Annotated in this window: 10 protein-coding genes; 3 read left to right on the plus strand and 7 right to left on the minus strand. The window is 73.1% G+C overall.

Features of this window, described 5'->3' with window-relative positions; translation table 11 throughout:
• Positions 1-48 precede the first annotated feature (48 nt).
• The 3 genes from BIV23_RS28680 to ftsE all read right to left on the minus strand — a co-directional run bounded on the left by BIV23_RS28680 (position 49) and on the right by ftsE (position 2974).
• Positions 49-1257, minus strand: a complete 1209-nt coding sequence (locus BIV23_RS28680) for a S41 family peptidase (protein ID WP_177240065.1) — start codon at positions 1255-1257, stop codon at positions 49-51.
• 67 nt (positions 1258-1324) lie between these two features.
• On the minus strand, positions 1325-2242 hold the full coding sequence (gene ftsX, locus BIV23_RS28685) for a permease-like cell division protein FtsX (protein WP_071383868.1): 918 nt from the start codon (positions 2240-2242) through the stop codon (positions 1325-1327).
• A gap of 42 nt (positions 2243-2284) precedes the next feature.
• Positions 2285-2974, minus strand: a complete 690-nt coding sequence (gene ftsE, locus BIV23_RS28690) for a cell division ATP-binding protein FtsE (protein WP_071377746.1) — start codon at positions 2972-2974, stop codon at positions 2285-2287.
• A gap of 261 nt (positions 2975-3235) precedes the next feature.
• On the opposite strand from ftsE, the gene BIV23_RS28695 reads away from it, so the two are divergent.
• Entirely contained in the window at positions 3236-3427 is a 192-nt protein-coding gene (locus BIV23_RS28695) for a hypothetical protein (protein WP_071377745.1), read from the plus strand.
• A gap of 117 nt (positions 3428-3544) precedes the next feature.
• Here BIV23_RS28695 and BIV23_RS28700 read toward each other — a convergent pair whose 3' ends face one another.
• The 4 genes from BIV23_RS28700 to BIV23_RS28715 all read right to left on the minus strand — a co-directional run bounded on the left by BIV23_RS28700 (position 3545) and on the right by BIV23_RS28715 (position 9045).
• Entirely contained in the window at positions 3545-4561 is a 1017-nt protein-coding gene (locus BIV23_RS28700; RefSeq protein WP_071383869.1) for a hypothetical protein, read from the minus strand.
• Between the two features lie 297 nt (positions 4562-4858).
• Positions 4859-5965 (minus strand): peptide chain release factor 2, encoded by a 1107-nt coding sequence (prfB, locus tag BIV23_RS28705; RefSeq protein WP_071383870.1) that lies wholly within the window; start codon positions 5963-5965, stop codon positions 4859-4861.
• Positions 5966-6010: 45 nt separating this feature from the next.
• Positions 6011-7231 (minus strand): serine/threonine-protein kinase, encoded by a 1221-nt coding sequence (locus tag BIV23_RS28710; protein ID WP_071383871.1) that lies wholly within the window; start codon positions 7229-7231, stop codon positions 6011-6013.
• A 143-nt stretch (positions 7232-7374) separates the two neighbouring features.
• Complete coding sequence (locus tag BIV23_RS28715; protein WP_071383911.1) at positions 7375-9045, minus strand: serine/threonine-protein kinase; 1671 nt, start codon at positions 9043-9045, stop codon at positions 7375-7377.
• Positions 9046-9361: 316 nt separating this feature from the next.
• Here BIV23_RS28715 and BIV23_RS28720 point away from each other — a divergent pair, with 316 nt between their 5' ends.
• Together BIV23_RS28720 and BIV23_RS28725 are read left to right on the plus strand one after the other, a co-directional pair.
• Positions 9362-12970 carry an FtsK/SpoIIIE domain-containing protein gene (locus tag BIV23_RS28720; RefSeq protein WP_071383912.1) on the plus strand — a complete coding sequence of 1203 codons (3609 nt, stop codon included), beginning with the start codon at positions 9362-9364 and terminating at the stop codon, positions 12968-12970.
• 192 nt (positions 12971-13162) lie between these two features.
• Positions 13163-14548: an ABC transporter substrate-binding protein gene (locus BIV23_RS28725; RefSeq protein ID WP_071383872.1), complete on the plus strand. Its 1386-nt coding sequence runs from the start codon at positions 13163-13165 to the stop codon at positions 14546-14548.
• Positions 14549-14555 lie beyond the last annotated feature (7 nt).

Below are 14555 nucleotides of genomic sequence, written 5' to 3' on the forward strand. Positions count from 1 at the left end.
CATAGTGCCGTCCATTTTCGCACTACGAAGGGGTCGCGCGGCCAGCCTTTAATCGGGGTCGCCCAGGCCGGTGAGCACGGTCTCGGCCCGCTCCACGGCGGCCTGCCCGTCGGCCTGCCCGGCATCCAGGTCGGGGGTGATCCCGCGGCCGTCGACGCTGTGGCCCAGGGGGGTGCGGTAGTGGCCGACGGTCAGCTCGGCCACCGACCCGTCGGGCAGTGTGGTCGGCATCTGGATGGAGCCCTTGCCGAAGGTGCGCGAACCGATCACCACCGCGCGGCCCCGGTCCTGCAGGGCGCCGGTGAGCATCTCGGCCGCGCTCATCGTGCCGCCGTCGACCAGGGCGACCAGGGGCCGGCCGGTGTCACCGCCGGGGGCGGCGTGCAGGGAGCGCTGGGCGCCGTCGACGTCGTACGTGGCGACGAGGCCGCCGTCGAGGAAGGCGGAGGAGGTCTCCACCGCCTCGTTGACCAGTCCGCCGGAGTTGCCGCGCAGGTCGAGGATGATCCCGCCGCCGGCCGGTGCCGCGCGGACCGCGGCACGCACGGCGTCGCCGGAGCCCCTGGTGAACGCGGCGATCCGGATGACGGTGACCCCGCCGGGCAGCCGGGAGACGGCCACCGGGTCCGTGGACAGGCTGGCCCGGCGCAGTTTCTCGGTCCACGCGCGCGTGCCGCGCTCCAGGCCCAGCGTGACGGTCGTACCGGCGGCCGCGTCGTCGGCGTCGCCGCGCAGTAAGGAGACCACGTCGGTGACCGGGCGGCCGTCGACCCTGCCGCCGTCGACGCTGATGAGCCGGTCGCCCTGGCGGATGCCGGCCCGGGCGGCGGGCGAGTCGGGCTGGACCTTGGTCACCTCGATCCGGCCGTCCTGCTCGCGGCCCGCCGACAGGCCGACGCCGGTGTATCTGCCGTCGAGGGCCTCCTGGAACTCCTGGTACTCGCCCTCGGAGTAGACGGCGCCCCAGCGGTCGCCGCTGCGGCTGACCGCCCGTTCGGCCGCCTCCATCGGGGACTTGCCGTCGGCCATCGCCTCGGCGGCGGCCTTCTGGACGTCCTCGTGCCGGGTGGCCGGCTGCGACGGACCGGCGGCGGACCTGCGCGCGTGCGCGGTGGGGACGGTGTCGATGGTCTCCGGGAAGGAGCCGGTGGCGGCACCGGCGGCCAGCACGCCGGCGAAGACCAATGTCAGGGCGGCCCCGCGGCGGATGCGGCGGGGCGGACAGAGCAGGTCTCGGCACAGTTCTCGGCCTGACATGGCCGTGAGTCTAGGACAACGAAAAGGGCCGCACGGGCAGATGCCCGTACGGCCCTCTTGGCATGCGTCACACCTTCAGGTACTTGCGCAGCGCGAAGAACGCCGCCAGCGACGGCATCAGCACGCTCGTCGCGAGGATCAGCGGCAGCTTCGTCAACACCGCGTCCCAGCCGACGAAGTTGATGAGCTGGAGCTTGTGGGCGAGGTCCATGCCGTGGTCGATCGTGAAGTACCGGCCGACCACCAGGGCGACACAGGCGAGGCCGCCGCCGATGAGCCCGGCGACCGCGGCCTCCATGATGAACGGTGCCTGGATGTAGAAGCCCGAGGCACCGACCAGGCGCATGATCCCGGTCTCGCGCCGGCGGCTGAACGCCGACACGCGCACGGTGTTGACGATCAGCAGCAGGGCGACGACCAGCATCAGCGCCATCACGCCGAGCGCGCCCCGGTTCATCAGGTTCAGCAGCGTGAAGAGGTTGTCCAGGATGCCCTTCTGGTCCTGCACCGACTGCACGCCGTCACGTCCGTTGAAGGCGCTCGCGATGACCTGGTACTTCTGCGGGTCCTTCAGCTTGATGCGGTACGACTCCTGCATCTGGTCCGGCGTGAGCGAACTGGCCAGCGGGGAGTTGCCGAACTGCTCCTTGTAGTGCTTGTAGGCCTCGTCCTGCGACTCGTACGACACCTTCTCGACGATGGGCATCTTGTGCAGGTCGTCGAGGATCTGCTTCTTCTGGTCATCGGTGACCGCGCCCTTGGCGCAGTTGGCGTCCGACTCCGCGTCGTGCTTGTTGCACAGGAAGATCGAGACGTTGACCTTGTCGTACCAGTAGCCCTTCATGGTGGACACCTGGTCGCTCATCAGCAGCGAGCCGCCGAAGAGGGCCAGGGACAGGGCGACGGAGACGATGACGGCGAAGGTCATCGTCAGATTGCGGCGGAGACCGACACCGATCTCGGACAGGACGAACTGGGCGCGCATGGCGGGTTCTTCAGGCCTTTCGGGAACAGGGTGCGGTCAGTGTCAGTGCTGGTAGCCGTAGACGCCGCGGGCCTGGTCGCGAACGAGGCGGCCCTTCTCCAGCTCGATGACGCGCTTGCGCATCTGGTCCACGATGTTCTGGTCGTGCGTCGCCATGATGACGGTCGTGCCCGTCCGGTTGATGCGGTCGAGCAGCTTCATGATGCCGACGGAGGTCTGCGGGTCGAGGTTGCCGGTGGGCTCGTCGGCGATGAGCAGCTTGGGCCGGTTGACGAAGGCCCGCGCGATGGCCACGCGCTGCTGCTCACCACCGGACAGCTCGCCGGGCCTGCGGTCCTCCTTGCCGCCGAGCCCGACGAGGTCGAGCACCTGCGGCACCGACTTGCGGATCTCGCCGCGGGACTTGCCGATGACCTCCTGGGCGAAGGCCACGTTCTCCGCGACGGTCTTGTTCGGCAGGAGCCGGAAGTCCTGGAACACGGTCCCCAACTGGCGGCGCATCTGCGGCACCTTCCAGTTCGAGAGGCGCGCGAGGTCCTTGCCCAGCACGTGCACCTGGCCGTGGCTGCACCGCTCCTCGCGGAGGATCAGCCGCAGGAAGGTGGACTTTCCGGAGCCGGAGGACCCCACGAGGAAGACGAACTCGCCCTTCTCCACTTCCAGGGAGACATCCCTGAGTGCGGGGTGGTTCTGCTTGGGGTAGACCTTGGAGACGTTGTCGAATCGGATCACGGATGCACCACGGGTCGCCGGGGGTAGATGAGCGTGACCATACGCGACCCGGGTGTGCAAGTGCAGTCGCGGGGAGAGCTTGGGCAATACTTGTACGTTTTTGTACCGGGACATGTTTACGTCCCGTGTTCCCTCCCGCGCTTCCGCCCGCTCTCCCGGTGCCCTGCGCACCGCTTGCGGGAACCTGGCACAGTGGAGTGGGAACGTTCTCGTTCCTGTGAGCGTTCTAGAAGTGATGACCGGTGCAAGGAGGGCGAGCGCATGACGTACGACCGGCTGGTGTGCGCGAACTGTGCGGCGCCCGTGAGCGAGGGCCGGTGCCCGGTGTGCCGTGCCAACCGCGAGCGACTTCAGCAAGAGGGCTTCCTCGGCGGCGTGAACCCGATGGCGCTGATCGCGCTGCTGGCGGTGCTGATCACCGCCGTGGCGCTGCTGGCGCACCAGACCGCGTAGCACGCGCGGACGGACGCGAGCGCGAGAACGCCGCGGAGACGGCCAAGGGCCCGGAGCGCCAAGCTCCGGGCCCTTGCGCGTACGGCGTGCGTACGCGGTGTGACCTTGGGGTCACGGTCAGGCGGCGGCGCCGCCCCGGCCGTTCATCAGACGCGGCAGCACACGGAAGCCGATGCCGCCGGCGATCATCGTCGCGGCGCCGATGAGCAGGAACTCGGTCGGACCGGCACCGGTCTCGGCGAGCTGCTTGTCACCGCCCTGGGCCTGGGCCTTGTTGCCGTTGTCGGAGCCCGTGTCGGTCAGGTTCGAGGAGCCCTGGTCCTGGGTGGCGTTGTTGTTGCCGCCCTGGGGCTTGTCGTTGTTGCCGCCGGTGCTGCTCGAACCGCCGGTGCTGGCGGAGCCGCCCGTGGTGCTCGAGCCGCCGGTGGAACCGCCGCCCGAGGTGCTGGTACCGCCGGTGGAGCTGGTGCCGCCGGTGGAGCTGGTGCCGCCGGTGGAGCTGCCGCCCGAGGTGCCGGTACCGCCGGTGCTGCTGGTACCGCCGGTGGAGCTGGTGCCACCGGTGGAGCTGGTGCCACCGGTGGAGCTGCCGCCCGAGGTGCTGGTGCCACCGGTGGAGCTGGTGCCACCGGTAGAGCTGGAGCCACCGGTAGAGCTGGAGCCGCCGGTGCCGCTGTCACCACCCGTGCTGCTCGAACCCCCGGTGGAGCTGTCGCCGCCGGTGACGAGACCACCGATGGTGACGCCGCCGTTGGTCGAGGAGTCCCCGCCGGTGGTGCTGGAACCGCCGGTGCCCGAGTCACCGCCCGTGGTGGAGGTGCCACCGGTGGTGGAGTCACCGCCGGTGGTGCTGGTGCCGCCGGTCGAGGAGTCTCCGCCGGTGGTGCTGGTGCCGCCGGTCGAGGAGTCTCCGCCGGTCGTGGTGCCGCCAGTGGTGCAGACGGCGACCGGGCAGCCGCCGTCGGTACCGCCGCTGTCGTTCCCGGCGTCCGTGTGCACACCCAGGCTGATCGGACCGGCCTGGACATCGATGCCCGCGGCGGAGGCCGCGCCGGCTGCGGTCAGTGACGCACCGGCCGCGATCACGGCGCCCGCGGCTATCCGCGCGACCCGGATCCGCGTCTTCTTCGTCATATGGTTGCTACCCCCAGTAGCTGTTCGTCAATGAGGCGGCGCGTGGGGCGTTGCCGTGATCGACGGGAGGCAGCCGGTGACGAAGCGCGTCAACTCATTCCCCCGGTTCACATGCGCCCCTCGAGTACGCATGCCGCGTGCAACTCTTCCCATTCTTCAAAGCAACGTCAAGGGCATTGCGGGCGCATTGTCCGTTGGGGGTGTTTATGCGGCGCCTTGGAACCTGTAATTGTGACGTAAAACCCAGACATAACGACAACTGCCGCCTCGCGGGCGGCAGTTGTCATGTCGACAAAGTTACTTCTCCTGCTGCTTGCGCCAGCGAATGCCGGCCTCCAGGAACCCGTCGATCTCACCGTTGAACACGGACTCCGGGTTGCCGACCTCGTAGTCGGTGCGCAGGTCCTTGACCATCTGGTACGGGTGCAGGACGTACGAACGCATCTGGTTGCCCCAGGAGTTGCCGCCGTCGCCCTTGAGGGCGTCCATCTTGGCCTGCTCCTCCTGGCGGCGCCGCTCCAGCAGCTTGGCCTGGAGGACGTTCATCGCCGTGGCCTTGTTCTGGATCTGCGAGCGCTCGTTCTGGCAGGAGACCACGATGCCGGTCGGGAGGTGGGTGAGCCGCACCGCGGAGTCGGTGGTGTTCACGCCCTGGCCGCCGGGGCCCGAGGACCGGTACACGTCCACGCGCAGCTCGGACTCGTCGATCTCGATGTGGTCGGTCTGCTCGACCACGGGGAGCACCTCGACACCGGCGAAGGAGGTCTGGCGGCGGCCCTGGTTGTCGTAGGGCGAGATGCGCACCAGGCGGTGCGTGCCCTGCTCGACGGAGAGGGTGCCGTAGGCGTACGGCGCCTGGACGGCGAAGGTGGTCGACTTGATGCCGGCCTCTTCGGCGTACGACGTCTCGATCAGCTCGGTCTTGTAGCCGCGCTGCTCGGCCCAGCGCAGGTACATGCGCTGGAGCTTCTCGGCGAAGTCGGCGGCGTCGACACCGCCGGCCTCGGCGCGGATGTTGACGAGCGCCTCACGGGAGTCGTACTCGCCGGACAGGAGGGTGCGGACCTCCATCTCGTCCAGCGACTTCCTGACGGCGGCCAGCTCGGACTCGGCCTCGGCACGGGTGTCCGGGTCGTCCTCCTCCTCGGCCATCTCGAAGAGGACGGCGAGATCGTCGATCCGGCCGCGCAGCGCCTCCGCCTTCCTGACCTCGGCCTGGAGGTGGGAGAGCTTGCTGGTGATCTTCTGCGCCTCGTCCGGGTTGTCCCACAGGGACGGCGCGGCCGCCTGCTCCTCGAGCACGGCGATATCTGCCCTCATCTTCTCGAGGTCCAGGACGGCCTCGATCGACTCCATGGTCGAGGAGAGGGACTTCAGCTCTTCGGATACATCGACGACTGCCACGCCTCCAGCGTAACGGCTGTGGCAAGGAGCCCGGGCAGGGCGCGGTCAGGGCGCCTGGGTGCTGTGGGTGTCCCGGGCCGGCCCGTCGTCGCCGGAGGAGGAGGCCGCGTAGGCGCCGACGCCCACCACCGCCGCCACGACCGCCCCGGCCACGCCGAGCGTGATCCGGCGCCGCCGCACCACCGCCCGGTGGCGGGCCGAACCCGGCCGGGGCGCACCGGTGGCCCGGGGAGCGCGCGCGGTCCCGTGGGCGCCGCCGGCCAGCTCGTCCGGGCCCGGCACGCGCATCGAGGTGTGCGTGTCCCGGTTGGAGTCCGGCTTGGCGCCCGGCACCAGCGAGACCGCGCCCCGGCGCCGGGCCGGCTCGGCCGGCTCGGCCGCCGGTTCCTGCGCCTCCGGCTCGTCGGCCTGGTCCGGCTCGTCCACCTCCAGGGGCGGCATCCCGGCCAGCATCGGGAGCTGCTCGCGCAGCCGTGCCGCCAGCTCCGAGGCCCGCAGCCGGGAGGCGGGGGCCTTGGCCAGGCACTGCACGATCAGCTGCCACAGCTCCTCGGGGATGCCGGGGAGCGGGACGACGGTCTCGGTGACATGGCGGCGCAGCACCGCGCCCGGGTGGCCGCCGCCGAACGGGGTGAAGCCCGCCAGCAGCTCGTACAGAACGGTGGCGAGGGCGTAGATGTCGACGGACGCGCGCGGGGGCAGGCCCTCGACGATCTCCGGGGCCAGGTAGTCCGGCGTGCCGATGATCTTGGTGGCCTTGGTCCGCTTCGGCGAGTCGATCAGCTTGGCGACGCCGAAGTCCGTCAGCAGGGCGGGGTGCGACCCGCCCGGACCCAGGGGCCCCTGCATGTCGAGGAGCACGTTCTCGGGCTTGACGTCCCGGTGGACGACCCCGGCCGCGTGGGCCGCCGCGAGCGCGTCGGCGACGTCGGCGACGATCGCCACGGCCGACTCGGGGGCGAGCCGCCGCTCGCGCTCCAGCCGGGTGCGCAGATCGGTGCCGCGCACGAGGTCCATGACCAGGGCCAGGTCGTTGCCGTCCACCACGAGGTCGCGCACGGTGACGATGTGCGGGTGCTCCAGGCCGAGCAGCGCGGTGCGCTCCTGGACGAAGCGTCCGACGAGCTCCTGGTCGGAGGCGAGGTCCTCGCGCAGCATCTTGATGGCGACGGGTCCGTCCGGCCCCTCGCCCAGCCACACCGTGCCGGCGCTGCCCCGCCCCAGGATCTGGTTCGCGGTGTACCGGCTGCCGATCTTCCGTGCCAAGACTGCTCCTACAGGCGCGCGTTGTCGCGTGGTGTCGTTAAAACTACGCGTCCGAGGAGCCAACCTTCACCGCGGAGACGGAAATCACCCGCCAGATGTCGACAAATCCGCAAACTCGCGATCGAGTTACGGGCGTTCCGGGATCAATTGCCCGAGGAACCGCCGAGGTCCTTCGCCCACTTGCTGACCTGGCCGACCCAGTGGCTCACCTCGTGCCAGTAGCTGCGGCCCTGGCCGACCCAGGTGTGCAGCGGGGTCAGCTCGTAGATCAGCCAGCTCGCCACGACCAGGATGACGATCGTGAACAGGCAGCCCTTCAGGCAGCCGAGCCCCGGGATCTTCATCGGGTTGGCGCTGCGCCGGCGCGGTTCCCGCGGCTCGCGCGCGGGGCGCTGCGGCTCCGGGGCGTACCGCTGCGGCTGCTGCGGCGGCGGGGCGTACTGCTGGGGCTGCTGCCCGTAGCCGTACCCCTGCTGGTAGCCCTGCTGCCGGCCGCGCGGCTGCGGCTGCCGGGGGCGGGCCTGGGGGGCCTGGCGCGGCTGCTGCTGGGGCCGGGCGACCTGGCGCTGCGGCCGGTGGCGCAGCGGGTCGTCCTCCGGGGCCAGGTACTGGACCTGCGTCTGTTCGTTGCGGTCGCGGGCGGCGCGCAGCTGGTTCTGCCAGGGGTGCGGCTGGTCGGGCTGCTGTCCCGGCTGCCCCTGGGGGCCGGTGCCGGGCAGCACCGCCGTCGGGTCGGCGGCCCCCGTGTTCGGCAGTACGGCGGTGGGGTCGGCGGCGCCGGCCGGACCGCCGGTGTGCGGCAGGACGCTCGTCGCGGCACTCGGGTCGTACGCCTGCGGCGCGTTCGTCGGCAGCACCTGGGTGGGATCGGCGGCGCCGGGCACGCCCGGTACGGCCGTCGGCGCCGGGTCGGGGGCGAGCAGCATGCCCACGCCCTCGGCGGCCGCGATCTGCGCCGCGTTCGCGTGCACGCCGATGCCCTCGGCGACGACGCGCAGCCCGCGCGCGAGGCTCTCGGCGCTCGGCCGTTCGTCGGGGTTCTTGCGCAGGCAGCGCTCTATGACCGTCCACAGCGGGTCCGGGACGGTGGAAGGGCGGCGCGGCTCGGCGCTCAGGTGCTGGTGCAGGACTTCGAGGGCGGTGCTGCCGGAGAACGGCGGGCGGCCGGTGACCAGCTCGTACAGCAGGATGCCGGCGCCGTAGATGTCCACCGCGGAGGTCTGCGGGCGGCCCTCGGCGGACTCCGGCGCCACGTACGCGGGCGTGCCGACGAACTCGCTGGTGCGGGTCAGTCCCGGGGAGTCGGCGAGGCGGGCGATGCCGAAGTCGGTCAGCATCGGGTGCATCTGGCCGTTGTTCTGCGCGAGCAGCACGTTGGCGGGCTTCAGGTCGCGGTGTACGACCCCGTCGGTGTGGCTCGCGGCGAGCGCGTCGGCGATCTGGGCCGTCAGCAGCGCGGCGGCGACCGGGGTGAGCGGGCCGTTCTCGCGCAGGTAGCGGTGCAGGTCGGGGCCGTCGACGAGGTCCATGACCAGGGCCAGCAGATCGCCCTCGACGACCAGGTCGCGGACCCGGACGATGTTCGGGTGGGTGAGCCGGAGCAGCACGGAGCGCTCGCGCAGGAAGCGCATCACGATGTCCGGATCGCTCGCCAGCTCCTCCTTGAGGACCTTGATCGCGAGCGTCTCGCCGGGCTGGCCGGGCACGGCCGCCTCGGCACCTGCGGTCTCCCGCTGGCGGGCACGCCAGACGGTGCCTGTGGCGCCGCGTCCGAGCGGCTCCTCAAGCAGGTACTTGCTGCCGACTGGCCGCACGTCACGCGCTCCCTGCTGCTTGCTTGCCTTCACTGCCGGTGTTCCGACCCACTGTAGTGCCGCCTTCCTGGGCACTACGTAAGCGTTCCCGAGGATGTTCGATGTGTTCGACGGAAAGACGCTCCCACCGGTGCGTCGGTTGCCGGGGAGCGGACGTGACCGATCTCAAGTGATCGTCCGCGAACCATTGGTCAGGCACTTTTGGGGGCAGAGCCGACCAATCAAGATCACTTGTCACCGGGTGCGGGGCGCGGTGTCAGTGGCAGGTGCGAGGATGCCTCCCAGTACTGGCCGACGTGCTCGTGTTGGGGTGGGGATGCAGATCCGGCTGACCGTCGTAGACCCGCTGGGCCCGGCCCCGCAGCGGGGCCGCGCCGCGAGCCGCGACGTGCTGGTCACGGCGCCCACGGGCACGGACCTGGCCGCGGTCGCGTCCGCGCTGGCCGGGGCGGTCGGCGCCGAGGCCGGCCAGGGCCAGGCCGCCTCCGGCCCGGGCCTCGTCCTGTACGCCGGCACCGAGCGCCTGGACCCGCGCCGCCGCACCCTCGGCGAACCCCCGCTGGTCGACGGCGCCGTGCTGTCCCTCGGCGCCCCCGCGGCCGCCGAGCCGCACCCCGAGCTGGACGAAGCGCCGACCCAGCTGCACGTCGTCGCCGGGCCGGACGCGGGCGGGGTCCATCTGCTGCACGGCGGCCGGATCAGCGTGGGCCGCTCGGCCGACGCCGACGTCCCCCTGGACGACCCCGACGTCTCCCGGCTGCACTGCGCGGTCACGGTCGGCGCCGACGGCCGCGTCTCGGTCGCCGACCTCGGCTCCACGAACGGCACGGTGCTCGACGGCGTGCGGATCGAGGAGCGGCCGGTGCGGGTCCCGGCCGGAGGACTGCTGCGGATCGGCGAGTCGGCCCTGCGGGTCGCTCCGGCCGGCGGACCCAGGGCGCGGATGGGCACGGTGCCGGACGGGGAGGGGTGCCTGCGGGTCACCGGCGGCGCGGCGCACGACGGCGCCCCGGGCGCGGGTGCCTCGGGCGCGGGTGCCTCGGGCGCGGGTGCCTCGGGCGCGGGTGGCGCATCCGTCGACGGCGCTGTCTGCGGGGGCGCGGGGCAGGAGCACGGGCGTGCGGAGTCGCTCCTGGTGCCCGGGCAGGGCGGGGCGCCGCGGATCGAGAGCGCGCGCGAGGCCGCTCTGGGCGGGGACACGCACGCGGGGCGCCTCGGCATCGCCGGGGCGGGCGAGGAACCGCCGGGCGACGGCCGCAAGAACACTCCGCTCCGGGGCACCGACGCCCCGCACAGCGCCCGCAAACGCGGGCTCGGCAAGTGGGCCCGGCGGCTGGCCGGGGGCCGCGCGGAGCATCCGGGGGACGCGGATGCGTACGACACCGAGGCGGACCACACCCCCGGCACCGCCCCCGTGGCCGACGCCCCGCGGCAGCCGGAGACCTGGCCGGATCCCGCCGCCCTGCTGCTGACGGCGCTCGGTCCCGGCCCCCGGCTGTGGGAGCGCGGGCCGGGCCACCGGGAGGCGCTGACCGTGCGGGTCGGCACGGCCGACCGGAGCGCGCCGGACGGCTCGGGCCTGCTGCCCGCCGTGCCGGTGACGGCGGCGCTGCGCGAGGCGGGCTCGCTGGGCCTGGCCGGTCCGCGCCCCCGGCTGTCCGGGCTGGCCCGCGCGGTGCTGGCCCAGCTCGCCGCGATGCACTCCCCCGACCTGCTGGAGATCGTGCTGATCAGCGCCGACCGCTCCCGGCCCGTCGAGGAGCGCACGGCCGAGTGGTCCTGGCTGGGCTGGCTCCCGCACGTCCGGCCGGGCCACGGCCAGGACTGCCGCCTCCTGCTGGCCTACGACCGCGAGCAGGCGGCGGCCCGCGCGGAGGAACTGCTGCGCCGGCTGGACGACCACACGGCGGCGGGCAGAAGCGCGGCCCGCCCCGGCGCCGCCCCGGCGCCGGGTCCCGCGGCCACGCGCGCCCCGCTCCCGGACGCCCTCGCCCCGGCCGCGCCCGCGGGTCCGCCCGCCCAGGGCACCCCGCCGGGCGCCCCCTCCGCACCCGGCACCGCGCCCCACCCCGGCGGCCCGGCCGCGCCCGGCGCCATGAGCCGCCCCGGCGCCTCCGGTACGGCTGCCGTCCCGGACGCCCCGGGCTTCCCCCCGTCCGGCGCGCCCTCACCCGCGCCGGGCCGGTCCGCCCACGGCCTGCCCGCCCACGAACAGGCGGCCGGCCATCCCCTGCCCGGCGTCCCGGGGCACACCCCGCCGCCCGGCACACCCGCCCACCGAACCGCCCCCGCCCGGGGAGCGCACGCCACCTTCCCCGCCGGCACCGAGCGCCGCCCCTCCTGGGCGAAGGACGGCGCGGATCCCGCCGGTGCCGACGGTTTCCCCGGCCCCTACACGGTCGTCGTCGTGGACGGCGATCCCGGCGGGACGGCCCTCCAGGAAGCTCTCGCGCGGCTCGCCGTGGCCGGGCCGCGGGTCGGGGTGCACGTGGTGTCTCTCGCCGAGACCGGCCCCGCGTCGGCGGAGTCCCCCGTGGCGGCGACGTACGAGGCGGCCTGCGCGGCGACGCCGACCCTGCGGCACTGCGGTGCCGTGGCGCTGCTCGGCGGGGACGTCGCGACCGCGCTGCATCTGGTGCGGGTCGCGCCCGGGGGGCCGGTGGGTCCCGGGGTGCTCGCCGCCGTCGACGCCGTCTCCGGCGCCTGGGCGGAGCGGTTCGCGCGGGCACTGGCGCCGCTGCGCCCGGACGGCCCGGTCGTCGAGCCGCACGCGCGCGTGGCCGCACCGCTGCCCCCGTCGGCCCGACTGCTGGACGAGTTGGGGCTGGCCCGGGCCACCCCGGCGTCGCTGATGGCGCGCTGGGCGGACGCCGCCGACGACACACAGGCGCTCGGCGGCCGGGCGCGGGCGGTGCTCGGTGCCGGGCCGCGCGGGCCGCTCACCGCCGACCTGGTGGCCGACGGGCCGCACCTGCTGGTCGAGGGACCGCCCGGCAGCGGTCGTACGGAGCTGCTGCGCTCCCTGGTGGCCTCGCTGGCCGCCGCCGAGCGGCCGGACCGGCTGGGCATCGTGCTGATCGACGGGCGGGACGGCGTCGGGGGCGGCGCCGGGCGCGGTGAAGGGCTGCGCGCGTGCACCGACATACCGCATGTCACCACCCACCTCATCGCCAACGACCCCGTGCGCATGCGGGAGTTCGCCCAGTCGCTGGCCGCCGAGCTGAAGCGGCGCGCGGAGCTGCTGGGCCGGTCGGACTTCGCCGAGTGGCACGCGGGACGCACGCTGTCGGGCCGTATCGTCGCGCAGCGCACGGCCTCGGCCGGTTCCTCCGGGGACATAGAGGTCCCGCCCAGCTCCACCCTGCGGCTGCGGCCGGGGGCCGCCGCGCGCGGGCGGGCCGAGGCGGCACCGCCGCTGCCCCGGCTCGTGGTGGTCGTCGACGACCTGGACGCGCTGGTCTCGCCCGCGCTCGGCTCGCCCGGCCGGCCCGCCGCGGGATCGGTGATGCGGGCGCTGGAGGCGGTGGCCCGGGAGGGCGAGCGGCTCGGCGTGCACCTGGTGGCGGCGACCGGCGCGGGGGGCCGTACGGCGGAGACGGAGCCGGCGCGCCGGGCCACGCTGCGGGTCGTGCTGGACGCCCCGACGACGGGTCCGGACGAGCCGGCGCCGGGGCGCGGCCGGCTGGCGTCCGCCGGCGGCCGGACCACCGGATTCCAGGCGGGCCGGGTGACGGGCCGTATCCCGCGCACCGCGACCCAGCGGCCGACGGTCGTCCCGCTGGACTGGGCCCGCATGGGCGACCCGCCGGCCCGCCGGCCGGTGCGTGAGCTGGGCAACGGCCCGACGGACCTGGCGCTGCTGGCGAGCGCGGTGGAGCGGGCGGCCCGGGAGGTGTCGGCGGCCCAGGTGCCGTCCCTGCTCTGACCGCCCCCCTCGCGCCGGTGCGCGTTTCACGTTCAGTTCGAACCCGCTCGCATACACTCTCGGTCACGAGCCGGTCACGATGACCGCTCCGGCCCCGCAGGCGCTCTTGCCCGCCCTGAGCGGCCCGTCGTACACCGGACCGCACGGGACAGTCTTCTTGACGTTCAACGGAGAACGACGAACGGGGAAGTGATGCGCAGCAGGAGCAGCAGCACCATCCGGACACACAGGACCGTCACCACGGTCGCCACCCTGCTCGCGGGAGCCCTCGCGCTCTCCGCGTGCTCCGGCGGCGGCGACAAGAGCGACACGGGGAAGAAGGGCGGCGGGACGACCCCGACCGGTTCCACCGTCAGCCTCCCCGAGCTGAACGGCACCACCCTGGAGATCGCCGCCGTCTGGACCGGCCAGGAGCAGGGCAACTTCAAGCAGGTGCTGGCCGAGTTCGAGAAGCGGACCGGCGCGAAGGTCACCTTCGTGCCCGCCCAGGACCCGATCATCAACTTCCTCGGCTCGAAGATCGCGGGCGGCCAGCCGCCGGACGTGGCGATGCTGCCGCAGCCCGGCGCCATCAAGCAGGCCGTGCGGCAGAAGTGGGCCAAGCCGCTCGGCCCGGACGCCCTGAAGGAACTGCAGAAGAACTACTCGCAGGGCTGGCAGGACATCGGCAAGGTCGACGGCAAGCAGTACGGCGTCTACTACAAGGCCGCCAACAAGTCGCTGATCTGGTACAACGCCAAGGTCTTCGCGAACGCGGGCGCCAAGGAACCGAAGACCTGGAAGGACCTGCTGACCACCGCGCAGGCGGTCTACGACTCCGGGGTCACGCCGTTCTCGGTGCCGGGCGCGGACGGCTGGCCGCTGACGGACTGGTTCGAGAACGTCTATCTGTCCCAGGCGGGGCCCGCGAAGTACGACCAGCTCACCCAGCACAAGATCAAGTGGACGGATCCGTCGGTCCGGCAGGCCCTGCAGACGCTCGCGCAGATCTGGGGCAAGAAGGACTACCTCGCGGGCGGGCAGAGCGGGGCGCTGCAGACCGAGTTCCCGGCCTCGGTCACCCAGACCTTCACCGGCGGCGACCAGCCCAAGGCCGCGATGGTCTACGAGGGTGACTTCGTGCAGGTCAACATCGGTGAGACCAAGGCGAAGGTGGGCACGGACGCGAAGGTGTTCCCGTTCCCGGCGGTCGGCGCGAGCGCGCCCGTGGTCTCCGGCGGCGACGCGGCGGTGATCCTGAAGGACTCCAAGGCGGCCCAGGCCCTGGTCACCTTCCTCGCCTCCCCGGACGCGGCGACGATCCAGGCCGGGCTCGGCGGCTATCTCTCGCCGAACAGGAACGTGCCGATCTCGGCGTATCCGAACGAGGTGCAGCAGAAGATCGCCAAGGCGCTGATCGCGTCCGGCGACGACTTCCGCTTCGACATGTCCGACCAGGCGCCGCAGGCCTTCGGCGGCACCCCGGGCAAGGGCGAGTGGAAGGACCTCCAGGACTTCCTGCGCAACCCGTCGGACGTGGCGGGCACCCAGGCGAAGCTGGAGAAGGACGCGGCGGCGGCGTACGGAAGCGGGAGCTGACCCGGCG

Origin of the sequence: Streptomyces monashensis (assembly GCF_001866665.1) — a bacterium.
GTDB classification, from domain to species: Bacteria; Actinomycetota; Actinomycetes; order Streptomycetales; family Streptomycetaceae; genus Streptomyces; species Streptomyces monashensis.

Excerpts from the sequence above, each read along its gene's own strand:
- ftsX (WP_071383868.1), bottom strand. The coding sequence starts at position 2,242 with ATGCGCGCCCAGTTCGTCCTGTCCGAGATCGGTGTCGGTCTCCGCCGC.
- BIV23_RS28720 (WP_071383912.1), top strand. The coding sequence starts at position 9,362 with ATGCAGATCCGGCTGACCGTCGTAGACCCGCTGGGCCCGGCCCCGCAG.
- BIV23_RS28725 (WP_071383872.1), top strand. The coding sequence starts at position 13,163 with ATGCGCAGCAGGAGCAGCAGCACCATCCGGACACACAGGACCGTCACC.
- BIV23_RS28700 (WP_071383869.1), bottom strand. The coding sequence starts at position 4,561 with ATGACGAAGAAGACGCGGATCCGGGTCGCGCGGATAGCCGCGGGCGCC.
- BIV23_RS28695 (WP_071377745.1), top strand. The coding sequence starts at position 3,236 with ATGACGTACGACCGGCTGGTGTGCGCGAACTGTGCGGCGCCCGTGAGC.
- BIV23_RS28680 (WP_177240065.1), bottom strand. The coding sequence starts at position 1,257 with ATGTCAGGCCGAGAACTGTGCCGAGACCTGCTCTGTCCGCCCCGCCGC.